Origin of the sequence: Psychrobacter sp. Cmf 22.2 (genome assembly GCF_001921745.1) — a bacterium.
GTDB lineage: Bacteria > Pseudomonadota > Gammaproteobacteria > Pseudomonadales > Moraxellaceae > Psychrobacter.
On record NZ_MRYA01000005.1, the window covers coordinates 152,407 to 176,533 of the forward strand.

Below are 24,127 nucleotides of genomic sequence, written 5' to 3' on the forward strand. Positions count from 1 at the left end.
CGACGATTTTGCTAGACTAGCGCTTAAAGAATGAATTGATTATAAGGTGAAAGACCCTATGTTAGCAAAGCGTATCATTCCTTGTTTGGACGTGGACAATGGCCGCGTGGTCAAAGGCGTACAGTTTGTCGATATTAAAGACGCGGGCGACCCTGTCGAAGTGGCGCAGCGCTACAACGAACAAGGCGCTGATGAGATTACTTTTTTGGATATTACTGCCACCAGCGATGAGCGTGATACCACTTATCATACTGTCGAGCGTATGGCAGAGACGGTGTTTGTCCCCTTAACTGTCGGCGGCGGCGTGCGCAAAATTGCCGATATTCGTAACCTGCTCAATGCAGGGGCTGACAAAGTGGCGATTAACTCGGCCGCCGTATTTACTCCTGAGTTCGTCGGAGAGGCTGCGCAAAAATTCGGCAACCAATGTATCGTCGTCGCCATCGATGCCAAACGCGTTGAAGATGTAGAGGTTGATGGCATCATTACACCGCGTTGGGAGATTTTTACCCATGGTGGTCGCAAGCCCACGGGCATTGATGCCGTTGCTTGGGCAAGCAAAATGAGCGATCTTGGCGCTGGTGAATTATTAGTCACGTCAATGGACGGTGATGGTACCAAAAAAGGCTATGATTTAGCCTTGATGCAACAAATTACCAGCCGAGTAAATGTCCCCGTTATCGCCTCAGGCGGTGTCGGTAATTTGCAACATTTAGCCGAAGGGGTGTTACAAGGCGGTGTCGATGCCGTGCTTGCGGCCAGTATTTTTCACTTTGGCGAATATACCGTACAAGAAGCCAAAGAATATATGGCAGCGCAAGGTATACAGATGCGCCTGTAATACGTTTGTAAAATACAAATGCCTCTGCAAAAAATGTTATCATAGCGCTAACCACTTATTTTCGTTCATGATTCATATATTTTCATTTACCCCTAATTCAGCGAAGGATTTTTTATGTCGAATTTACAACAGCAGCGCAATGACGTTACCCATATTGATGGCAACTTACATCAAAACGAAGAGGTCCGTATCGGTATCGTCGTTGGTCGCTTTAACGGTTTTGTCGTTGAATCATTGGTAGATGGCGCAATCGATGCCCTACTACGTCATGGCGTTTTAGGTAGCAATATTACTGTCATTCGCGTGCCGGGTGCTTTTGAATTGCCCTTGGTCGCTCAGCGCGCCGCTGAATCTGATCGTTTTGATGCCATCATTGCGTTAGGTGCGATTATCCGTGGTAGCACACCGCATTTTGACTTTGTCGCTAGCGAATCTGCCAAAGGTTTAAGCAGCGTTGCGATTGACTATAACATCCCTGTTGCTAACGGTGTCCTCACCACGGATAGCATTGAGCAGGCGATTGAACGCTCAGGCACCAAAGCCGGTAACAAAGGCTCAGAAGCAGCGATGGTTGTCCTTGAGATGTTGGCCGTTTTATCACAGCTAGATATCGAAGATGAAAGCGACGACGCTTAATGTTATATCTACTAATAGACGTCAATGGCTAATCATATTGATTCGCCTACAAGTATTATTTTTTATGATTTAAGTTGGGGCAATGGTCTAATCATGGCTCCAACATACGTATTGTAAGTATGTAAAACTGACTGACACCATTTGCCAGCCGACTACTATTTAACATCTTTTATTTTTATGCTATTTCTTACAGAATAGTTACTTAAAACCTAGGTATTGACCCCCTATGACTGACCAACTCAAGCGTGCCATTAATGCGGCAAAAACCGAGCAATCCGATACCCAACAAGCAATCAGTGTAGCGAGCAGTAGCGCAGGTGAGCAAAACTTTGATATGAGTGAGTCTTCTTATAAGACCAGTCATACCGCTGTCCGTAAGGCACGACGTTTTGCCATGCAAGGCCTGTACGAATGGCTCGTCACCGACCGTCGTTTCGATATAGACGGCAAACTTGGCTGGAAGGACAATGCACCGCATGATATTGCTGCTCGTACCCGCGCCACCAACGCCATGCATACCGTGCATATTGGCTACTATCACGAAATGATGCGTGATATCCCAGAGCAAATCGAGGCGCTAGACACACTTATTAGTCAACATCTTGACCGCGACATCGACAAATTGGATACCGTTGAACATGCTATTTTATTGATTGGTGCTTATGAGCTGCAAAACCGCTTAGAGATTCCTTATAAAGTGGTGTTAGATGAAGCTATGAAGCTTAATAATCACTTTGGTGCCACTGATGCCCATAAATTGATTAACGCTGTCCTTGATAAAATGGCAGTTGAGCTACGCGAAGTGGAAGTACAAGCAGATACCAAAGCCAATCTACGCACCTCACAAAAAACGGCTGCCAAACCTGTGGTAAAAACCGATACAGATAACACTGCCGATACACATGCCATTGAAGAAAAACCAACTGCTTCAAATAAGCCACGTATCAGTGCTAATAAAACCAACGTCAAACGCAATAGTGCTAGTAAAGCCAGTGCTAATATTAGTGACTTTAAGGCGCGTAAAAAAGATAATGCCGAAAAAGATGACAATACTGATCCAAAAAACCAAGAATAATCATGAATGAATTTGAGCTGATCAAGCGCATATTCTCACAAGTACAAGCAAGATATCGTTTACCTGATGATGTCGAAAAAGGTATTGGTGATGATGCTTCAGTAATGGCATTACCGGCAGGGGCGCGCTTAGTTAGTTGTATTGACACCTTGGTTCAAGGTCGACACTTTAGTGCCGATTGGGATGAAATAAACAAACTGGCCTTCCAAATTGGTTATAAAGCAGTGGCAGTCAATGTCTCAGATATCGCTGCTATGGGCGCAACGCCGCATAGTATTTTGCTGGCGCTAGCACTGCCTGAGCGTTTGGCAACTGAGACTTGGCTTACAAACTTTGCTAAAGGCTTATTTCATGCCTGCCAGCTGTTTGACGTGACCCTTATTGGCGGTGATACCACGCGCAGTGAGAATTTAGTACTCAGTGTTAGCGCGCAAGGGTTACTAGCCGCAAGCACGCCAGCAGTCTACCGCTCAGGCGCCCAAGTCGGCGACAAAGTCTATGTCTCAGGGACGCTTGGTGATGCTGCTTATGCCTTACAACATCCTAATAGCAGCCAAGGCCTAGAGCTTGCTCATCGTTTGCATATGCCCACGCCTCGTATCACATTAGGTGCAGCGCTGACGCAGATTGGTGCGACGGCAATGATAGATATCTCAGATGGCCTGTACCAAGACCTTGGTCACATCTGCGAGCAGAGCGCTGTTGGGATGCGCATTGATTTGGAGCAGCTGCCGACTAGCCAACCCCTAGCAAGTGTTGATTTATCTGAGCGCTTGCTATGTCAACTAGCGGGTGGCGATGATTATGAATTGGCTTTTACCTTACCTGCTAATATCGAGCCACCTATAGATAGCAGCAACACACCTGTGACCTGTATTGGTGAAGTGATAGCCTTAAGCGAGGCAGATACTGTCAAGGGTTTACCACCAAAGCTTTTTTATCAGGGACAGCCAGTAACGCCTACGCACCCTAACCCTTTTGCCACTTGGCCTACTCTTACTGGTTACCAACATTTTGCAGGTTAATCCATGACGGATCATGACTTATCTAAACCCGATATTCGTAAAGCAAACGATTGCCCACCTCTACCTACTAATGCTAGCCTACTTGACCGTATTGTTTATTGGCTTGGTATTGGTCTGGGCAGTGGCCTGCCACGTCGCGCCCCCGGCACATGGGGTACGGTTGGTGGATTAATCGTCGCCATACCACTACTGAGCTTAGGTTTTGTACCGTTTCTGATTATCACAATACTATCTTGCCTCATTGGTATTTGGATATGCGGACGCACCTCTGACTTGATGCAAGGACACGATGATCCGCATATTGTCTGGGACGAATGGGCTGGTATGTGGATTACTCTGTTACCTTTTTCTTATACGGGTATTACTGTGGCGAACTTTTGGCAGGATATTTCACAAAGCTTGTCTATCATTGCTCTTGTCATCGCATTTGTACTTTTCCGCTTCTTTGATATTATTAAACCACCACCAATCGGTTGGGCAGATAAAAAGGTGTCAGGTGGTCTTGGTATTATGCTTGATGACATCATCGCTGGGATTATGGCTGCAGTTGTATGGGTCGTTGTAATGCTTGGTATGCTAGTATAAACAGTTGTTAATTAGTCAAATGATGTTACAAACTAACTCATTACTATAAACTTAACGATAACAAAGCATTATAATATTCACTTAAATGAATATGTTTTTCTCGACAATTGCGTTATAATCCTATCATATTCTGTTACACCTATTATAGAGTACTTATGACAAATTCCCTTTCTGTGATTATCCTTGCTGCCGGAAAAGGCACGCGTATGCAGTCTGCTAAGCCAAAAGTTCTGCAGACATTGGCAGGCAAACCTTTATTAGGACATGTCCTAGATACTTGTGATGAGTTGACTGTTACTAAGACTATTGTGGTTTATGGGTTTGGCGGCGACCAAGTACAGACAGCAATGGATAATCAATACGCACATCTGCCAATTACGTGGGTTGCACAGACTGAACAGCTAGGTACAGGTCACGCTGTTAAGGTTGCCTTAGAGCAATTGCCACAAGATGGTCAAAGCCTTATTTTATATGGTGATGTGCCATTAGTAAGCTGTCAGACTTTAACGACACTAAAAACTGCGAACACTGATGGTATGTCGATGTTGACTTTGACAGTAGACAACCCATTTGGATTGGGTCGTATTAAGCGCGATGCTGCAGGGAATGTTGAAGCTATCGTTGAGCAAAAAGACGCTAGTACCGATGAGCAAAATATCAAAGAGATTAACAGTGGCATTTATTGCGTTGATAATGCTCTGCTTCATAAATACTTGCCTGAATTATCAAATGATAATGCACAACAAGAATACTATTTGACCGATATCGTAAAAATGGCGGTTGCTGATGGTGTGACGATTGCAGCAATCGAGCCTGAACATACGTTTGAGATTGAAGGGGTTAACAACCGTCAACAATTAGCCAGCTTAGAGCGTACTTGGCAAAACAAACTGGTCGCTGACTTGCAAGAAGCTGGTGTACAGTTTGCTGATCCGACTCGCGTTGATATACGTGGTACGCTAAGCGTGGGTCAAGATGTGTTCGTCGATGTCGGTGTGGTATTCGAGGGCGACTGTACTTTGGGCGACAATGTATACATCGAAGCTGGTTGCGTTATCAAAAATACTCAGATTGGCAATGCTTGTCATATCAAACCGTACTGCGTGCTTGATCGCGCAGAAGTCGGTGCTGGCGTTGATATTGGTCCTTTTGCAAACTTGCGTCCTGAAACTGTATTATCTGACAACAGTAAAGTTGGCAACTTTGTTGAAATTAAAAAGTCGACTATCGGTCATGGTAGTAAAGTTAACCACTTAAGTTATGTCGGTGATGCGACCGTCGGTACCGATGTCAATATTGGCGCTGGGGTTATTACCTGTAATTATGATGGCGTAAATAAGTCACAAACTATTATTAAGGATAATGCTTTTGTTGGCTCCAATGTGAGTTTGGTTGCTCCAGTAACGGTTGGCGATACTGCGGTGGTTGCGGCAGGATCTGTAATTACAGAAGATGTCGATAGCAATGCCTTGGCTTTAGGCCGTGCTCGTCAGGTACAAAAAGCAGATTTTCAACGTCCAACTAAAAAGACGAAATAGTTAGCTGATAGTAGTAAGTTTATAGTTAAGCGCTTAGTAGCAAGATTATGACCAACTTGAGCAGCGCGGCAATTTTGCGGTGCTACTTAATAATATGACTTATATATTAAATAACTTTTAAATACTTAAAGCTTATTTACTCACTACTGATTTGTATACATTGTTTTTGATTCACTTTTATTTGTCTAACATCATTAAAAATTTAACTTAAGGAATAGCTATGTGCGGAATTGTAGGCGCAGTTGCTGAGCGTAATATCGCTAATATTTTACTTGAAGGCCTAAAGCGTTTGGAATATCGAGGCTATGATTCTGCTGGCTTAACTGTCATTCGTAACGGTGAATTACATCGTGAACGTCAAGTAGGCAAAGTATTGGCATTGGTTAATGCAGTCGCTAATGATCCAGCCAATTTTGACGGTCATATTGGTATTGCGCATACACGCTGGGCAACTCATGGTGAGCCTGCACAACGTAACGCGCATCCACATGTCTCAGGTAAAATCGCTGTGGTTCATAATGGTATTGTCGAAAACTATGCTGAACTAAAAGAAGAGTTGATTGCCAAAGGTTATGAGTTTACCTCGCAGACAGATACCGAAGTAGTTGCGCATCTGATCAATGATGTTTATCAAAAAACATCGGATCTACTAGAAGCAGTTCGCACAGTTACGCCGTTATTACATGGTGCATTTGCCCTTGGAATCGTTCATGTAGACAGCCCAGAAGAGCTGATTGCCGTACGTTTAGGCTCACCTTTGGTCATCGGCGTGGGTATCGGTGAGAATTTTATTGCTTCAGATCAATTGGCGCTATTGCCAGTCACCAACCGCTTTATGTATCTTGAAGAAGGTGATATTGCCAATATTACGCGTGAACATATTCGTGTTTATGCAGATGGCATAGAAGTCAGTCGCAAAGTTCATGAGATAGATGCCAAGCAGCACAACGCCGATAAGGGCGAGTTTAAGCATTATATGCTCAAAGAAATCTATGAGCAGCCAGATGCGGTCGCTCGTACGGTTGAGATGGCGGTAGATAATGGTGAAACAGCCAAACTACGCGATGACTTTTTAGAGCGTCACGAAACCAAGCTCGCTGGTGTTAAACACATTCAAGTGCTCGCTTGTGGTACCAGCTATCATGCAGGTATGGTCGCAAAGTATTGGTTTGAAAATTTAACACGCCTACCCTGCTCGGTCGAAATCGCAAGTGAGTTCCGCTATCGTAATCCTGTCGTCGTCGACAATTCGCTCGTCGTTTGTATCTCACAATCAGGTGAAACAGCCGATACTTTATCAGCGCTACGTGAGATTCAAAAGCACAAACCAGAAGGGTTAGTCAGTTTGGCACTATGTAACGTGCCAACGTCATCGCTAGTGCGCGAGACGGATATCTTTTTGCCAACGCTTGCAGGCCCTGAAATCGGTGTGGCTTCTACTAAAGCTTTTACCACCCAGCTTGTCGCGCTAGTGCTATTATTATTAAAGATTGGGGTCGTACAACAGCGTATCGATAATGAGCGTTTGACATCATTGTTAGAAAACTTACATAAGCTACCGGGTCAGCTTCATGCCAGCCTAAAGCTTGATACGCCTATTAAAGCGATGAGTGAAAGCTTTGAAGAGAAGAAGAGCTGTCTGTTCTTAGGTCGCGGTTTGCAGTTCCCAATTGCTTTAGAAGGCGCGCTTAAGCTGAAAGAAATCTCTTATATCCATGCTGAAGGCTACGCGGCAGGCGAGCTTAAGCATGGTCCATTGGCATTGGTAGATAAAGACATGCCAATCGTTGTACTTGCACCAAAAGACAGCATGTTTGACAAGCTCAAAGCCAATATGCAAGAGGTACACGCGCGCCACGGTGAGCTATTTGTATTCGCCAGTGAAGCCAGCCAAATGGTGGGCGAGGATAGACTGCACGTGGTCTATGTACCTGATGTCTGCGAGATATTAGCACCGATCGTTTATAGTGTCCCTGTGCAACTGTTGTCGTACCATGTAGCCGTTATGCGCGGTACAGACGTCGATCAGCCACGTAACTTGGCCAAGAGTGTCACAGTCGAATAGTATAAGTTATTGATTTTAAATTAAAATTTATCAATAAATAAGGTTTTATTTTAAATATTACAGTAACATACCGAGTCCTCCGCTATCTTATATAAAACAGTTGGCGGAGGATTTTTTGAGATAATAAAAACAAAACAAGCTCCATCGCAATGGAGCCCTCGATATATTATCAATCGTTTATTACATCTGCTATAACTACAACTACCTGAGCGGTTAAATCAACTCAGCCAAATCAGTCAGTCTTCGCAGCACCATATCTGGCGCATGCTGCTCAAGCTGAGCGCGGGTTTGCGCGCCTGATAGAACGCCAATACAAAGACCACAATTGGCATTTTTACCTTCTTCAATATCGATGCCGCTATCGCCAGCTTTGAGTACTTGCATTGAGTCTTTGATCCCAAAATTTTCCATAGCAAGCGTGATCATATCTGGCGCAGGACGCCCATGGCGCACATCATCCGCTGTGATCAAGGCGTCAATCTCATTACCCACCGACCAACCCAAGATAGTCAATATGTTATTGGCAGTGGTTGCATCATAGCCCGTGTTTAAGACTACCTTTCTACCCGTTTCTTTTAGCTTATTGAACAGCTCCAGCATACCCTCAAAGGATGCCAAAGTCTCTGCGGTATAAGCCTTGGCCAATCGGGTTTTGAAGATCGTAAACGCGGTATCGGTAAGTGATTCAACCTCATCACCTGCGATATCCAATTCATTTAGTATGTCAGTAATGGCTTGGCGTTTTTCCTTGCCAGCACCGAAGGCTAAGCAAATATCCAGATCAACTGCTTTATCCGCTTTATCCTCATCGATAAGCGCTTGATTGATCGCATCACGTACCGTTTTATACACCAGATTGTCTTCATTGACCGTGGTGCCTGCCATATCAAAAACACATAATTTAATATGATTGAATTGTTCTTTAATACTATTTATATCTGTGCTCATTATTTTGACTCCAATACTAGATCAATTAATTCTTCACCAAATGCAAAGCCTGTCGAGGCACCAGTGCCGCCAGTGACAGAGCCGACAACCACGCCTTTTTCTGGAGTGGCTTTAAACACCACATCGTCTGCGCTGGGATAGACACCTAGCCAATGCTGGACGATGTCAATCTCGCCAATACCCATCACTTGATGAAACTCTTTAATGATTAAATCATCAAGACGCACATCTCTAAATGGCAGCTCTCTGTCGCTATAATCATGGCTATCACCAATGATGAGGGAGCCGTCGGCGGATTGCACCACGATCAGATGGACGCCTGCTTTGCGCTCAGCTGACTGAACATCGTCTAATAAAGCAATCAACCCTCTTGCTTCAGGTAATTGGGCAAACCCATCATAACGAGCCAAGCTTAAATCCGACATCACCGCGGCATTTAGCTTAAATGGTTTTTTGGGCATGACGCGCAGCATATTGAGTGTGCAAAGTTTGGCCTGTGCCTGCGCTAACGTCTCAGGATACAAGCTATGCAAATCTGTACCGGGACAGACCACGCAATGCTCTGCTTGCAGCGTACCTCGGCTGGTATAGACCTTGGGCAGCTCAATCGATTGCACAGTGGTTTTATTATAAAAATCCACGCCGTGCACTTGATGTAACCAATTGGCCAATTTACTGATAGCGGTTTTTGACTCGACTCTGAGCTCATGAGGGCTATACAGCACGCCCAAGCCGTCTTTCAGATAAGGGGCATTTTTAGCTATTTCAGTTTGCGTCAGTAATCGACAATCCGCGCCCATCTCTGTCTCTAAAAACGCCTCCGCCACGTCCATCGCTTCTGGGCGCTGAATAAGCATATGCAGGCCTCGATGTGCCACCTCGATATCTGCTTTGGGTGCTACATCTGCCCAGACATCACGCGTATGCATGGCTCGTTGCCAATGCGTCCCGCGCTGCTGTCCACTGACGGTGACAAAACCAAAGTTACGCACCGACGCGTCTTTATTTTGTGACTCACGCTCGACCAGTGCCACACTCAGCCCTTTTTTCACCGCGGCATAAGCGCTGGCAAGACCGATGATGCCGCCACCGACGATTACCACATCGTATTTTTTCTCAGAAAGCTTTTTTATTGATTCCATCATGACTTTCTCTATTTTTAATAATTTGACAAGTTTTAACATTTAGCGAGCGCTGCCTAACTTATAGCTTTTGACCGTGAAAAAACGCCCGATGCCTATCTAATAGCTCAGCGGTAAGCGGCTCAGCATAGGTTTTTACATTTTTGATTTGGTTTTCAGATGCCACCGTCTCGCCGTCGTAGATGATATTTGGGTATATCTCTAGCAGCTTGGGGCGTGCATTCTTGACGATGACTTCAGCCATTTTCATGGCATTTTGATTGGTTTTATCGCCTTTATCGACGACCGCAACGGACTCACTCAGCGTATAGTTGCCTTCGCTTGGATCGATGTAATCAATGGGTAGCCCTTCTGCTTTATTAACGACGGCTTGATGACGCATGCCAAAACCGATTGGCACCTCACCTGCCATGACTTTCTTCAATGGGCCTGATCCTGATAATTCTAAATTTGGTCCGGCGTTTTCACGAATACTATTCATGAGTGTTTGTCCTTCGGCATCCATGCCATAGGCAGCAGTGATATTCTGCACAAATAACCAACCGGTCGATGAGCCATTGGGATCAACCATCGCAATTTTGTTTTTATAAATGGGCTTTGCCAAATCTTTGGCGCTGGTTGGTCTGGGTAGGTTTTGCGCGGCCATCTCTTTGGTATTTAAAATGATTGCTCCAGTAAAGCTTAAAATGGGCGCATAGTAACTAGGTACTGCGACTTGGGGATTGACCTCAAAGCTGACATCCTTAAACATCGAATGTTTGGCTTGTGCGCTCTCTAAATAAAATGAGCTCATGGTCACAAGATCTGCTTCTATATTCTTACCTTCCGCCAACAAGCGCCCGCCAAGCTCACCGGTGCCAAAGGATTGGAAAATATATTGACCTTCATAGCCTGCTTGATCTAATACCGCTTGGATGACTTCTACCGCTTCTTCGTCGGCGTTACTATAAATGATGACTTCTTCTGCGCTATTGTCCTTAGAAGCGGCTGAGCTACAGCCTACCAATGTGAATCCGAAAGCAAGACTCACCATTAACGTTTTGAGTGAAAACATTTTTTATCCTATAGATTTTATTGAGTTTTAATGGGTAAAGTTTGGGTATATTTTCGATAGCTAAATAGTTATCAATTGCTATAGTCGTTTCAATCTAAAAAGAACACAGTACTGCTGGGATGAATTTTTTGAAGCCTCTGGAGTGCAAAGCGCACAGCAAGCGAGAAAAATTTATACCAGCAGAACGCAATTTTTAACGTATCCCTTTTATTTTGAACTGCCTATAACCATGCTTAAGCAGTCGTTGGCGCAATAATCGTATCGTCTGTTGCTTTCGGTATGCCGTAGAGACGTCTGCTATATAGATGACGAATGATGGCAAACAGGATCAAGGCGCAGATATTGGTCAGCAATATCATCAGCGATAAGATAAAAATCTCATCAAAGCGCGCAAAATGCTGCAATTCGACGATTTTGGTGGTAAGCACCATGGTTTTGGCACCAGAGATAAAGATAACCGCGCTAATCGTCACCATGGCACTGATAAAGTAGAAGGACGCCACCTCGATTAAGGTAAAAAACGAGTTGGGAATCACCACGCGCCGCAGCGTCGCAAACCACGAATCACCCAGTAAGCTCGCCGTCGTCTCCCAGCCTAGATTCATCTTAGCCAGCGCATTTTTACTCATCAGATAAGGGGTGGCAAAGTAGTGAATGATGTTGCTTATCACGATAATAAAAATAGTATTGGCGACAGCAGAGCCTGAAAACATCATAAGATAAGCAATACCGACCACCATCCCTGGTACGGTGTTGGTCACCAATGCTGAGCTCTGGATGCTGAATTTACCGATGTTAAATAAACCTGAGCGCTCGCACAACAGTGCTGAAAAGTAAGTGATTAAGGTGCCAAAGACAGCCGTCAATACCGCGACGATGAGCGAGTTTTGGTAGACGCGCATGAGATTGGCAGATTCTAAAACCTTGCTGACGGTTTCTGTGCTGAATTGCATTTGATAAGGCCATGTCTTGATCCATGGAATGATAAATATCACCGCAAAAACCATCAGTAAGCAAAACAAGATAGCGCTCGATAATACGGCTAATACTCGGTCTTTGATTTTCGAAGTAGGCAGGTCGATATTTTCAACCGAATCGTAACGCACATTAAAGCGCGCGACATACCAGAGTATGGCAATGCTCAATATCGATGGAATGAGCATAAACAATGCGACCACTGCCCCTTTTTCAAACGAAGGCGACGCGCCTAGTATTTGGGTATAAAGCTCGGTAGCGATGACTTTATATTGCCCGCCAATGGACGCCGGAATGCCAAAGTCGGTAAAGGCTAAAAAGAAACACTGAATCATGGCCGCGGCAAAAGTACCAATTAACGGGCGAATCACCGTCATGTCAAACTGGCGCAGAGACGAATCGCCCATTAATTCTGAGACGATCACGAACTTTTTGTCTAAATATTGAAAGGTATTGTTGAGTAATAAAAAAGCGATAGGTAAAGTATAAATGGTATAGCCAAGCCACATTCCTTGAAAGCCGTATATATGTTCAAACAACTGAAAGCCGAGTATTTGAGTCAACAGACCTTGCTTGCCAAAGGTATAAATAATGGCAAAACCATAAGTCACCGTGGGCAACAACATAGGCAACAAGGCGGCAACCTTGATGGCCTTTTTAAAGCCCTTTGGTAAATTGGTCCAGTGCACGGTATAAGCTAAGATAAAAGCAAGCACGGTGGCACTCAGCGCACTCATCGTCGCCACAAAAAAACTATTAAACATCACTTGCTGAAAGCCATCACTACTTGCGATGGCGGTATAATTGTCCAAGCCAATACCATCGCCGACATTTAGTGACAGCGCCAGTATCTTACCTAAGGGTACAAATAAAAAAACGATGAATAAAATCGTCACAAATAGCCAAATGGCTTTTGTTTGGGGTGGGTTACTCAGCTTCATAAACGTCCAGAACAATCAAATGGTCAGGTTTTTACTGAATGACAGCTATCGTCAGTCTCTCAGTCACCAATACAGTTACTACAGGCTTTTATCAGCTTAGCCTTTTACCGCGTTTTTTGACTGTTGCTTATCATGAGCGGTGACAGTATGAGAGTCTGTAGGACGGGAACTAACATCAGCCTCATACTGTCCATAGTTTTGAGTTTGCGTGTATTTGCTCAGTGGGTCGATTTCAGAGAGACCATCAGCAAATAAGCTTAAGATATTACGACGTTTGATATTGAGCTGGTTAAGAATAAAGTTGGTGACGAAATCATTGGCAGGGTTGTGTATGATTTCAGCGGGCTGAGCGAACTGCGCCACCTTGCCTTCTGATAGCAGCAAGATACGATCCGATAACGTCATCGCCTCTTCGGGGTCATGGGTGACAATCAAGGTAGTCAGCTGATAGCGCTTTGCAATCTCACGAATACGCGCTTTGACCGTTTCCTTAATTACTCCATCTAGTGCCGATAAAGGCTCGTCTAATAACAGTATCTTAGGTTTCATCACCAATGTACGAGCCAGCGCGACACGCTGCTTTTGACCGCCTGATAGCTGATGAACGCGCTTGTTTAGATGCGCCTTGATATCGAGCAAGTCGACCAGTTCATCGACCTCTTGTTGTGTGCTCATATTCGGATTATTACGCAGACCGTATTCGATATTTTGTTTGACACTCAGGTTGGGAAATAACGCATAATCCTGAAAGACGATATTAAAGCCCCGTTGCCTCATGGAGACGCGGGTAATATCCTCGCCGTTGTAGGCGATCCTGCCACCACTGATATCGGTCAAGCCCAAAATCATGTGCAACAAGGTGGTCTTGCCGCAACCTGATGGCCCCAATATCGAGACGATCTCTCCTTTATTGATTTTTAGTGATATATCTTCAAAGATAACTTTGTCATCATACTTCTTGGTCACTTGCCTGAGCTCTAACATATCCACTCACCTAATCGCGTAAAAGTTTTAGTACTTATCTTGGATAGGTCAGCAGTGTAGTCATTAGTTATGACATTTTGATGAAGGTAATATGACAAGACGATGACTTAACTGAACAATACTACTTAGGATTTACCCACTTAACTTCTCTTTTAGTTCAAAACAACTATCTACATTTAGTATGATGGGTAACTATTTATAGCTAACTCCCCCCTCCTTATAGTTTACTAACACAGTAGATTTTTTTGCATCAAAATATGGAAAATTGTAATAACTTGACGATATTTCAATATAATCACGCATTTATTATTTATAACTTATAAACACGATAAAAATTTGTTATACCGTTATAAATGCGGTAAAAACGATATGTATAAAAGGCAGTAGCTATATAATGATAGTATCTACCGTATAGGCATTTAAGACATGAACATGGATATGGACATCGAAAACGGCAACACTGACCAACATGCCGACCCAATAGAGATCATCTATGAAGATGAGTTTTTGGTAGCGATTAATAAAGAAGCGGGTTTACTCGTCCATCGCAGTTGGCTGGATAAGGGCGAGACGCGCTTTGCCTTGCAGCTGACTCGTGATGCGGTAGGGTGTCATGTATATCCAGTACATCGGTTGGATAGGCCGACATCAGGCGTGTTGCTCTTTGCTAAAAGCTCTGCTGTGGCGCGCAGTCTGACCGAGGCGTTTACTGAACGCAAGGTTAGTAAGCAATACCTGGCCGTGGTACGCGGCTTTATGTCAGAGCAAGGTAGTATTGATTATGCGTTAAGCTTTAAGCCCGATGCCATCGCCGATAAATTTGCTGACTTGGACAAACCTGCGCAAGAAGCGGTGACCCATTGGCAACGTCTAGCACAAATTGAGCTGCCATTTGCGGTATCAAGAAAGCATGATACTAGCCGCTATAGTCTCGTGCGTCTAACGCCAGAGACGGGACGTAAGCATCAGCTGCGCAGGCATATGAAACATCTATTCCATCCTATAGTAGGCGATACTAGCCATGGTGACGGACGGCACAATCGATTTTTTCGTACTCAATATGATTGTACGCGTATGCTGCTGCATGCGCAAAGTTTAGCGCTCAGTCATCCAGTCACTGGTGAGTCATTGGTGCTAAAAGCGGAATTAGACGATCAATGGAGAAACATTTTGGAAGCTTTTGATTGGGTCAAGAGTGCTGAATATTCAAGCTCTTAGTGAGGACTTGAACGTTAGGCTATGAGATATTGCGATCAGTACTCTAAATCTATTTATATAAAATCAATGTACATAGCAGTGTACTTTTCAAAATGAAATGTCGACTATGTTACAAGAATTTATAGGATGAAGATGAGAAAACAATTTTTAATTTTAGCAAGCTTATTAGTCACCAGTTGTACGACAACCACAGTGGCTACACGATCTGAACAAATAAAACCTATTCAAGAAACCATGAAGCCTACGTGGAAGACCAGCATTTTCTATTACTACGTCAATCCGGTAAGACCAGCTCAATCAGCCGTTGTTGTAGAGGGGAGATTTGCATGGAAAGATGGATGTATATACTTAGTAGGTAGAGATGGCATTTATAACACAGCTATGTTTCCACTCTACCCAAAAGATATTGTTAAATGGGATGAATCGAGCAAAACTTTGATTTTAGATGGACGTATTTATAAGATGGGCGATTTTATTTTAACAAATGGTCAGTATTCAGATTACGTACCCCAAAGCCCCATTGGCATAGAATATGAAAAGCAAGGAGATAAAAAGTGTCTAAACCCTACATTGGCTAAAATTGGGACAATGGATATAGAAAATTAAAAGACTGTCTTAGATCAATAAAATTATCAATGATAGCGTTAAGAGAAAAAATTAACTATGCTGGTATACCTCAACGGAACCACTTAATTAAGAGCATTAAACAACAAATAGACCACCTAAAATAGACTGTTATAAGAGAACCCCTTATATTAGACCGCTAAGCCATACCTAAACCAGCCCTTTATAAAGAAAATAAAGCCCCACTACGAATAACAATACCGAAAAACACTTTTTCAACAGAGGCGGTGAAAGCATATGAGCGACTTTAGCGCCAATTTTGGCAGTAAAAAAGCTCATACTCGCAATGCCCAAAAAGGCATAAATATGCACAAAGCCAATGGTATTGGGCACATCAATATGCTGCTGCATACCAAAGAACATAAAGCCTAACGCGCCAGCAATGGCAATAGGCAAACCGCATGCCGCTGAAGTGCCCACTGCTTTTTGCATGACGACCCCATAACGGGTGAGATACGGCACCGTTAAGCTGCCGCCACCAATACCAAAGATGGCCGATGCTACACCAATCACCCCACCCGCTGCCAATTGTTTTGGTTTTGAAGGCAACGCTGGATTATTATCGTTAATATTGGTCGTATTACTGATATTGGCAGCTACTTTCTTTTTGCCACCCATAAACATTCTATAAGCGACCCAAAGTAAAAACACCCCGACGATGAGCTGCAGATATAACCCTGATATTTGCCCTGCTATTCCTGCTCCCAAAAAGCAGCCTAGAGCCAAACCGGGGGCGAGGTTTTTAAAGACCGGCCACATGACACCGCCCTTTTTATTATGCGCCATTAATGAGCTGATCGAGGTGACGATGATGGTCGCAAGCGATGTCCCCAAAGCCAGATGCATGATGGTATCGGCATCGTAGCCCATTTGGGTAAAAACGATAAACAATAGCGGTACAATGATAGTGCCACCGCCCACGCCAAACAGTCCGGCCGCAAACCCTGCTAGTGCGCCGATGATTAAAAAAATGAGAAATTCCACGAGATAGCGTCTTCTTAGTTAGTAAGTAATAAGATGGCTTTGAAAGTTGGATCAATATAAATGAGATACATTGAATCAAGCACTCATTTACATAGTCTCGACTTGACCGACGTAATGATAGGCTCGGTTAAAATATACCAAGCTTTCATCAGGGCCGCCATCAGTGCTGCCTTGTGGCTTAGCGTGTTTAATGGCGACCACTCGGCATATAAACACACTATGCGTGCCCACTTGCTGAATGTCTTCAATCTCGCAGTCAAAGCTAACCAAAGCATCTACCAATACAGGCGCGCCAGTGCTTAGCTCAGTCCAACTACCATATTCAAACCGATCTGTAGAGCATAGCTTGGAGGCAAAGGCATTAGATATGTGTTCATGATGGGCTCCAAGCACATTGACGCTCAAGACTTTGTTATCTACGAAATGCACATGTGAGCGCGCGGCTTGATTCATACAAACCAGCAGCGTTGGCGGCGTATCGGTGACGCTACATACCGCCGAGGCGGTAAATCCATGAGTGCCAGAGAGGCCGTTTGTGGTAATAACATTGACCGCCGTGGGTAATAGCGCCATGGCATCTCTAAAATCAGTGGCTTCAATCATATCTTTAATCCCAAATTTATCGCAGCTTATTTTTAAAGCGCACTTAGCCTGCAATAATTAAATTTTAAAACTATAAGTTCAATAATAACTGAGGTCACTCATAAGCTTAAACAAGCCAGACGCATGGATAAATACTAAGCCGTCAGCTCTTGACGTACGATTGTCGCACCAGCACTCAACGCATGTAGCTTACCGCGCGCCACCTCACGAGACAGTGGCGCCATGCCGCAGTTAGTCGAGGGATAGAGCTTGTCCGCATCGACAAACTGTAAGGCCTTGCGTAGCGTATCAGCCACCTCCTCAGGAGTTTCAATATCATTAGTAGCGACATCGATTGCCCCGACCATCACTTTTTTACCCCGAATAAGCTCTATCAAATCCATCGGCACATGTGAGTTTTGGCACTCAAGCGAGACGATATCGATCGCTGACTGCTGAAGCTTTGGAAAAGCTTGCTCATACTGACGCCACTCTGAGCCCAAGGTTTTTTTCCAGTCGTTGTTGGCCTTAATGCCATAACCGTAGCAGATATGTACTGCTGTCTCACAGTTAAGACCTTCGATAGCACGCTCCAATGTTGCAACGCCCCAATCGTTGACGTCATCGAAGAACACATTAAACGCTGGTTCATCGAATTGGATAATATCTACCCCAGCTGCCTCTAACGCTTTGGCTTCTTGATTGAGAATTTTGGCAAACTCCCAAGCCAGTTTTTCACGGCTTTTATAATGGTCATCATACAGCGTATCAATCATGGTCATGGGGCCTGGCAGCGCCCATTTGATTGGCTGATTAGTTTGTGCTCGTAAAAACTTAGCATCGTCCACAAATACAGGCTTTTGGCGACTTACGCTACCCACCACTGACGGCACACTCGCCTCATAGCGATCACGAATTTTAACGGTTTTACGTTTCTCAAAATCGACGCCATCGAGATGTTCGATAAAGGTGGTGACAAAATGCTGACGGGTCTGTTCACCATCACTGACGATATCAATCCCTGCATGTCTTTGTTCTTGTAGGGTCAGACGTAGGGCATCTTGTTTTGCCTCTATCAGCTCATCACCTTCTAATGCCCAAGGTGACCAGATTTTCTCGGGTTCTGCCAGCCAAGACGGTTTTGGCAAGCTGCCTGCTGTTGACGTTGGTAATAATAGCTTCATGTTGGTTACTCTTTTATATTTTAGTCTTTTAGTCTTTTATATGTCGGTTGATAAGGGTCTATTAAGCCGCGCGTTTTTTAACCGCTTCTTTTTGCACAGTATTGCTTGCAACAACATAGTTTGCAGCCCACTCATCAAGAATCGCTTTGTATGGATTAATGAACTCATTTTCCGTAAATTTACCTTGCGTCACTGCCATCTGGCTACGCTCCTCACGGTCATATTCAATTTGCGTGAGTGAATAATCTTGATAGTTCAAACTTGGCTGAAAGACCCTACCCGCTGCCGAGTTGGCATTATAAATCTCAGGACGGTAAATCTTTTGAAAGGTCTCCATCGTCGCAATCGCGCTGATCAGCTCAAGATCGCTGTAGTCGCTGAGCAGGTCGCCTGCAAAATAAAATGCTAAGGGTGCCACACTGCCTGCAGGCATAAAGTAACGCACGATTAAGCCCATCTTATAAAAGTAATCATCGGTAAGCGAGTGCTCATCCTGCTTATACTCAACACCCAATACAGGGTGCTGATTGCCTGTGCGCTGATAGGTTTTACTGCTGGATACGCTCAGGCAAATGACAGGTTGTTTATTAAAATTGGCTTTATAGGCCTCTGAGTTCAATAAGTGTTGGAACAGTTTGCCATGCAGTTCGCCGAAGCTCTCTGCGGGCGGTGTGCCTGGGTTCTGTTCGAAATGCTCTGGCAGCACAACGCTAAAGTCATAATCGCGCACATACGAAGAAAAACTATTACCAATCATCCCATCGATGCGGGTATTGTCTTTATGATCGACGATCGTTGTTTTTAAGGTTTCGATGACTGGGAAAGTACGGCCATGGCCTTCGATATCTAGGTCAGCTGAGATGATATCAACCTCTACTGAGTAACGATCGGCGGTTGGGTTGTCCCAATGTGCCAGCGCATTAAAACGATTGTCTATCATGGCGAGCGTCTTGCGTAAGTTGTCTTGACGGTTTTCGCCACGCGCCAAATTCGCAAAGTTAGTCGTCAAACGCGTGCTGTCTGCAGGCTGATAGTTTTCATCAAAACGAATGCTCGAGATAGAATATGTAAATTGTTTACTCATGATAATCCACTACCTTAATCTACTCTCATTATTTGAGATAAAACCAAATTTCTGTATGAGATGAATCATACCTAAGGCATTACATGAATAAAAACGATACTATTTTAAGATAAGATGAATATTATTCATGTTATTCATCATAATGATTAGAAGTCAACAATTTCGTTATTCTAAAACTAATGTGCAGCTCTTATTTTAATAATCCGTAAGGTTCTGCCGAATTGTTCATAGCTAAGTAAGTTCCTAATTTTTAAATCAGTAAGTTATGCAAAACACTGAAATAAATTATCCTCTCTTTGGAATAAATATTTAGATACGTTTTCAACCTCTGTAGGCCAATGCACAATAAAATTAGAATAATTAATTAAAAATAACTAACAATAAACAAACATGAAATTATTACTGTACACTTTTATATACAATATAGTAACATATTAAAACCAAACATATTTTAAGAGCTATACCAAAGCAAACCGAACAAAATTCTTCTATCGAAATATTACAAACACCTATGCTTAAATGGAGAAAAAAATGAATCTAAAGTATTTATCGAGAGCAAGTTTGCTCGCTGTTGTAACAGTAAGTATTATTGCCTGTAGCAGCAGCGGTAGTAATAACTTTTCAGACCCATCTACAAAACTACCTCCAATAGTAGAGCAAACTGAGGCTGAAAAAGCCGAGGCAGAACGGTTAAAAAATATCGAAACTAACCGTCTAGAATTGTTGGCAGCCGCTAAAACAGCTGGATTAACTGATCAACAAGCAGCTGCCTATGCTGAAGCGAATAAAGAAGCTAACGCAACAGACGCACAATCTACATTGAATACATTAGTTGCTGAGAAAATAGCTGCCGAAAAAGCCGAAGCCGATAGAATCGCTGCTGAGAAAGCCGCTGCTGAGAAAGCCGCTGCTGAGAAAGCTGCCGCTGAGAAAGCTGCCGCTGAGAAAGCTGCCGCTGAGAAAGCTGCCGCTGAGAAAGCTGCTTCTGAGAAAGCTGCTTCTGAGAAAGCTGCCGCTGAGAAAGCCGCTGCTGAGAAAGCTGCTGCTGAGAAAGCTGCTGCTGAGAAAGCTGCTGCTGAGAAAGCTGCTTCTGAGAAAGCTGCCGCTGAGAAAGCTGAGAAAGAACGCTTACAAAAAATCGAAGCGAATCGCGTGGCACTGTTAGCAGCTGCTAAAACAGCGGGATTAACTGATCAACAAGCAGCTGCCTATGCTGAAGCGAACAAAGAAGCTAGTGAAACAGAAGCAGAATCTGCACTAGATACTTTGGTTGCTGAAAAAATTGCTGCCGAAAAAGCCGAAGCCGACAGAATTGCCGCTGAAAAAGCTGAAGCAGAACGTCTACAAAAAATTGAAGCGAATCGCGTGGCATTGTTAGCAGCCGCTAAAACAGCGGGATTAACTGATCAACAAGCAGCTGCCTATGCTGAAGCGAACAAAGAAGCTAGTGAAACAGACGCGCAGTCCGCTTTGAACACTATTATAAAAGAGAATACTGAAAAAGCATTACGAGCAGAAGCGAGTGCAGCAAAAGGTATCTCAGATAATGTATATCCGGTTGGTGCTATTACTGCAAATACAAGTGCGTCTAGTAGTAGTACAAGAAACGCATTTACACAAGAATCGAGAATTCAAACTGTAGTTTATAATCAGCCATATTCTGTTGTTTTAGGTAATTATTCGGGAGAACTATCTTACAACAATCAGACAGGTGCTATTATCACTGATGAAAGAGACTCTAATATTACTATTAGAGGATTAAAAACTGCTTCTGATGCTATTCCAACATTAGGAAACGCTACTTATACAGGTAAAGCTTTTAATGGCACTTATAAAACTGAAACAAACATTGATTATAGTGGTTCTTTCCCAAGTATAACTACCTCTAAAAATATTAAAGAAGGTGCTTTGTCATATAATGTGAATTTCACTAACCGTACTGGTGCTGGTTCAATCACTGGTTTAGGCGATACTGTTGATTTACAACAAGGTACCATATCAGGTACGGGTATTAACTCAACAGTTGAACAAGGCCTTAGAAACGGAAGTTATTCACTAGACTTCTTTGGCAAAAAAGCTGAAGAAATCGCTGGCAAGGTTGTATTCGATGGTAAAGATACGATTGGCTTTGGCGGTACTCGTGGTGAAATTTCTAAATAACAGAAAGCTCATCCTTCAATAAGTAAATTAAACCGTTTGAAGTATTTAACATATATTTCAAACGGTTTTTTATGATATCGGTAAAAGTTAATGAAAATAAAGCTCTATATAGCCTGTTGTATCACTTTATCTACACCAGTTCTCGCGCAGGAAGTACCCCCTGCCCAAAACGTGTTTTTTCAGAATATTCCACAAATACAACCAGAATTACTACTGAATCAACCTGATATTGATACACCGAATCCTGCACCAACAAAAGAAAATAGCAGCCTAGAAGAAAGAATCAATTTTGCTATTATCCATAAAGATTGGCTAGAACTAGAGAAGTTATTGGGTCAATATCGTACCGCTACAAACTTTGATCCAACGCTATACGATTATGGATTAGGAGCATTGTATCGGCATCAAGGTCGTCAAAAAGAAGCTATCACCTTGTACCGACAGATATTAGCTCGTCAACCAGATTTACATTACCCAAGGTTTGATTTGGCAATGATGCTGTATGAAGACAAGCGCTATGCCGAAGCAAAAACTGAATTAGAAACCGCTGCGCCTTATCTTGCACCGCCATTACAGTCTTTAGTTGGTCAGGTTTTGGCTAGTATAAAAAAATCCCAAGAATGGCAGCCTAATTTTAACCTTAGTTATGAGTCTACTGATAACGTTAATCAAGCATCCGATATAAGAGAATTAGTAGTTGGTGAAGCTACATTTATTCGTAGTGATGATTCATTGCCACAAGAGGCGCATGGAATACGATACAACGTTGGTGCTGCAAAAGAAAAAAATATAATGGGCAATCATTACGCTTATACGAGCATAGATACGGAAGGTGTAAATTACTGGGACAATAGTGACTATAGTGAATTAACGCTGCAAGCAAACTTAGGATATCGTCACAAAAATATCGAACGGTCATGGGGCGCTGTAGCAATTGCAGGGCAAAACCTACTAGGCGGAAGTCAGTATAATCAAAATTACGGTTTGACATTAGAGTACAATCGAAAAATATCAGATCAGTGGCAAATTTCTGGTAATCTTTCTCACATACAGAAACGCTATACAGATGACGATTTAGCGAGTTACTACGATGGTCATGCTAATAGCATCGCATGGATTTTGCTTTATCAACCCAAACCTAGATGGTTGGTTTATGCTGGTGCTGATTTCATGCGTGATGATCTAGCGGATCAGGCCGAATCATCAGATCGTCAAGGTATACGTGGAGGAATGGCTTTTTCTGGAGAAAATATTAGTGTGAGAAGCAGTCTGCGTTACGCTCAGCGAGATTTTAAAGAAGATAATTTCTTTTATGGCGAAAAACGTAAAGACGATGAATATCAATTTAGTACAACCCTAGGACATAAAAAACTTAGTTGGCAGGGTTTTACACCTAAGTTAAACTACGAATATCAGAAAATTGATAGTAACTTGCCACTTTATGAGCGTAGCAACAGTACATTTTTCGTTAAGGTAGATAAGTACTTTTAAAATTCACAGCTATATCTGAAACCCTATATCTTGAAACAAGGCTAGATTTGATAGGTAACGCTTAGGGTCTGTTGAGCATTCACAAAACTCAGAGATACTAGCGTGTCCTCATTTTAAAAATGGTGATAAAAATAAGATAAATTGCTGTCAAACAAGAAAAATAGCGCAGATAATATCAAGATATTGCCTAGCTATTTAATGCTGTTTGGCAAAATTTAGCCATTTTTGACCCATTTAGATGACCATCAACTGAATTGAGGACACGCCCTAGATTCTAAACCTATCAAACTACTGCTTCGCTGCTTCAATCTGGATATTAAGGGTTACATCCTTAGTGATGCCGAGTAAGACATATTTGCTAATGCCCCACTTTGTCCGATCTATCGTAGTAGTGAAATCACCACCGCAGATTGGTTTTTTTAGCATAATATTAAAGTAACAGTTAAACTTGGTAGCCGTCAAAGACACTGGATGCGTCTCACCATGTAAAGACAAGTTACCATCAACTTGTGTGACTTGCGAGCCTGTTTTTTCATCGCCGAAGTGCCATTTGGTCGACTGAAAATAAGCCAATGGAAACTTCTCTACATCAAAGAAGTCAGGGCTTTTTAACGCCAAGTCGAAAGCTTTGTTGCCAGTATTTATAGAGTTTATAGGGATGACCAACGAGACGTCACCTGTCTTTGCTTTTGGCTCATACTCTATCTGCCCGGTTATATTATAAAAACCGCCAGTATTAGTAGACGTATTAAAGTGGTCAATGACAAAGCGCACGTTAGCATGAGTAGGATCAATGTGGTAAGTAGCAGCATAACTGCTAGTGAAACCACCTGCCATCACAAGTAACGCCATTAAAGGTTTACGATAAGACGATATTGTTTTAGAAAATGGAAGCTGACTCATAATGACATTCCTTTGTTTATAATCGTTAGTTAGTTTTATAGAGGGCTTACTTCCCTGCTGTGCTATTGCTTTATGCCCTATTTATTTT

The 24,127-nt window shown here is 43.0% G+C and carries 21 protein-coding genes; 11 read left to right on the forward strand and 10 right to left on the reverse strand.

What is annotated here, in order from left to right:
* The first annotated feature begins 58 nt into the window (after positions 1–58).
* The 7 genes from hisF (at position 59) to glmS (ending at position 7,765) form a co-directional block, all read left to right on the forward strand.
* Positions 59–841, forward strand: a complete 783-nt coding sequence (gene hisF / locus BTV98_RS10235; protein WP_058369668.1) for an imidazole glycerol phosphate synthase subunit HisF — start codon at positions 59–61, stop codon at positions 839–841.
* Positions 842–955: 114 nt separating this feature from the next.
* Complete coding sequence (gene ribE / locus BTV98_RS10240) at positions 956–1,477, forward strand: 6,7-dimethyl-8-ribityllumazine synthase (protein ID WP_058369669.1); 522 nt, start codon at positions 956–958, stop codon at positions 1,475–1,477.
* A 226-nt stretch (positions 1,478–1,703) separates the two neighbouring features.
* The gene (nusB, locus tag BTV98_RS10245; RefSeq protein WP_082638078.1) at positions 1,704–2,552 is read left to right on the forward strand and encodes a transcription antitermination factor NusB; all 849 of its coding nucleotides are present in this window, start codon (positions 1,704–1,706) and stop codon (positions 2,550–2,552) included.
* A gap of 2 nt (positions 2,553–2,554) precedes the next feature.
* The gene (gene thiL, locus BTV98_RS10250; protein ID WP_075103541.1) at positions 2,555–3,577 is read left to right on the forward strand and encodes a thiamine-phosphate kinase; all 1,023 of its coding nucleotides are present in this window, start codon (positions 2,555–2,557) and stop codon (positions 3,575–3,577) included.
* Positions 3,578–3,580: 3 nt separating this feature from the next.
* Complete coding sequence (locus tag BTV98_RS10255; protein WP_075103542.1) at positions 3,581–4,162, forward strand: phosphatidylglycerophosphatase A; 582 nt, start codon at positions 3,581–3,583, stop codon at positions 4,160–4,162.
* Positions 4,163–4,317: 155 nt separating this feature from the next.
* A complete protein-coding gene (glmU, locus tag BTV98_RS10260; RefSeq protein ID WP_075103543.1) occupies positions 4,318–5,700 on the forward strand; it encodes a bifunctional UDP-N-acetylglucosamine diphosphorylase/glucosamine-1-phosphate N-acetyltransferase GlmU in 1,383 nt (460 codons plus the stop codon).
* Between the two features lie 220 nt (positions 5,701–5,920).
* Positions 5,921–7,765, forward strand: coding sequence for a glutamine--fructose-6-phosphate transaminase (isomerizing) (gene glmS / locus BTV98_RS10265; protein ID WP_075103544.1), 1,845 nt, complete (start codon positions 5,921–5,923; stop codon positions 7,763–7,765).
* A 213-nt stretch (positions 7,766–7,978) separates the two neighbouring features.
* On the opposite strand, the gene BTV98_RS10270 is transcribed toward glmS, so the two are convergent.
* From BTV98_RS10270 to BTV98_RS10290, 5 genes are all read right to left on the reverse strand, one after another.
* Positions 7,979–8,713 carry an HAD family hydrolase gene (locus BTV98_RS10270; RefSeq protein ID WP_058369674.1) on the reverse strand — a complete coding sequence of 245 codons (735 nt, stop codon included), beginning with the start codon at positions 8,711–8,713 and terminating at the stop codon, positions 7,979–7,981.
* Positions 8,713–9,858: a TIGR03364 family FAD-dependent oxidoreductase gene (locus tag BTV98_RS10275; RefSeq protein ID WP_227511802.1), complete on the reverse strand. Its 1,146-nt coding sequence runs from the start codon at positions 9,856–9,858 to the stop codon at positions 8,713–8,715. Before BTV98_RS10275 ends, BTV98_RS10270 begins: the two co-directional genes overlap by 1 nt.
* Before the next feature lie 58 nt (positions 9,859–9,916).
* On the reverse strand, positions 9,917–10,909 hold the full coding sequence (locus BTV98_RS10280; RefSeq protein WP_058369675.1) for an ABC transporter substrate-binding protein: 993 nt from the start codon (positions 10,907–10,909) through the stop codon (positions 9,917–9,919).
* Between the two features lie 233 nt (positions 10,910–11,142).
* On the reverse strand, positions 11,143–12,825 hold the full coding sequence (locus BTV98_RS10285) for an ABC transporter permease subunit (RefSeq protein ID WP_058368513.1): 1,683 nt from the start codon (positions 12,823–12,825) through the stop codon (positions 11,143–11,145).
* A gap of 96 nt (positions 12,826–12,921) precedes the next feature.
* Positions 12,922–13,809 carry an ABC transporter ATP-binding protein gene (locus tag BTV98_RS10290; protein WP_082637986.1) on the reverse strand — a complete coding sequence of 296 codons (888 nt, stop codon included), beginning with the start codon at positions 13,807–13,809 and terminating at the stop codon, positions 12,922–12,924.
* A gap of 426 nt (positions 13,810–14,235) precedes the next feature.
* On the opposite strand from BTV98_RS10290, the gene truC reads away from it, so the two are divergent.
* A complete protein-coding gene (truC, locus tag BTV98_RS10295; RefSeq protein WP_227511715.1) occupies positions 14,236–15,027 on the forward strand; it encodes a tRNA pseudouridine(65) synthase TruC in 792 nt (263 codons plus the stop codon).
* Between the two features lie 132 nt (positions 15,028–15,159).
* Positions 15,160–15,633, forward strand: coding sequence for a hypothetical protein (locus tag BTV98_RS10300; protein WP_058368512.1), 474 nt, complete (start codon positions 15,160–15,162; stop codon positions 15,631–15,633).
* A 168-nt stretch (positions 15,634–15,801) separates the two neighbouring features.
* Here the strand turns inward: BTV98_RS10300 and BTV98_RS10305 are convergent, their stop codons facing one another.
* The 4 genes from BTV98_RS10305 to BTV98_RS10320 all read right to left on the reverse strand — a co-directional run bounded on the left by BTV98_RS10305 (position 15,802) and on the right by BTV98_RS10320 (position 19,485).
* Positions 15,802–16,635 carry a sulfite exporter TauE/SafE family protein gene (locus BTV98_RS10305; protein ID WP_058368511.1) on the reverse strand — a complete coding sequence of 278 codons (834 nt, stop codon included), beginning with the start codon at positions 16,633–16,635 and terminating at the stop codon, positions 15,802–15,804.
* A gap of 87 nt (positions 16,636–16,722) precedes the next feature.
* The gene (locus tag BTV98_RS10310; RefSeq protein WP_058368510.1) at positions 16,723–17,238 is read right to left on the reverse strand and encodes a flavin reductase; all 516 of its coding nucleotides are present in this window, start codon (positions 17,236–17,238) and stop codon (positions 16,723–16,725) included.
* A 134-nt stretch (positions 17,239–17,372) separates the two neighbouring features.
* The gene (locus BTV98_RS10315) at positions 17,373–18,401 is read right to left on the reverse strand and encodes a methionine synthase (protein ID WP_058368509.1); all 1,029 of its coding nucleotides are present in this window, start codon (positions 18,399–18,401) and stop codon (positions 17,373–17,375) included.
* A 61-nt stretch (positions 18,402–18,462) separates the two neighbouring features.
* Complete coding sequence (locus BTV98_RS10320; RefSeq protein ID WP_058368508.1) at positions 18,463–19,485, reverse strand: DUF1852 domain-containing protein; 1,023 nt, start codon at positions 19,483–19,485, stop codon at positions 18,463–18,465.
* Between the two features lie 531 nt (positions 19,486–20,016).
* Here BTV98_RS10320 and BTV98_RS13800 point away from each other — a divergent pair.
* Both BTV98_RS13800 and BTV98_RS10330 read left to right on the forward strand, forming a co-directional pair.
* Positions 20,017–21,645: a Slam-dependent surface lipoprotein gene (locus tag BTV98_RS13800; protein WP_256713894.1), complete on the forward strand. Its 1,629-nt coding sequence runs from the start codon at positions 20,017–20,019 to the stop codon at positions 21,643–21,645.
* 90 nt (positions 21,646–21,735) lie between these two features.
* Positions 21,736–23,136, forward strand: a complete 1,401-nt coding sequence (locus BTV98_RS10330) for a surface lipoprotein assembly modifier (protein WP_075103545.1) — start codon at positions 21,736–21,738, stop codon at positions 23,134–23,136.
* A 288-nt stretch (positions 23,137–23,424) separates the two neighbouring features.
* Here the strand turns inward: BTV98_RS10330 and BTV98_RS10335 are convergent, their stop codons facing one another.
* A complete protein-coding gene (locus BTV98_RS10335) occupies positions 23,425–24,039 on the reverse strand; it encodes a YceI family protein (RefSeq protein WP_058369680.1) in 615 nt (204 codons plus the stop codon).
* Positions 24,040–24,127 lie beyond the last annotated feature (88 nt).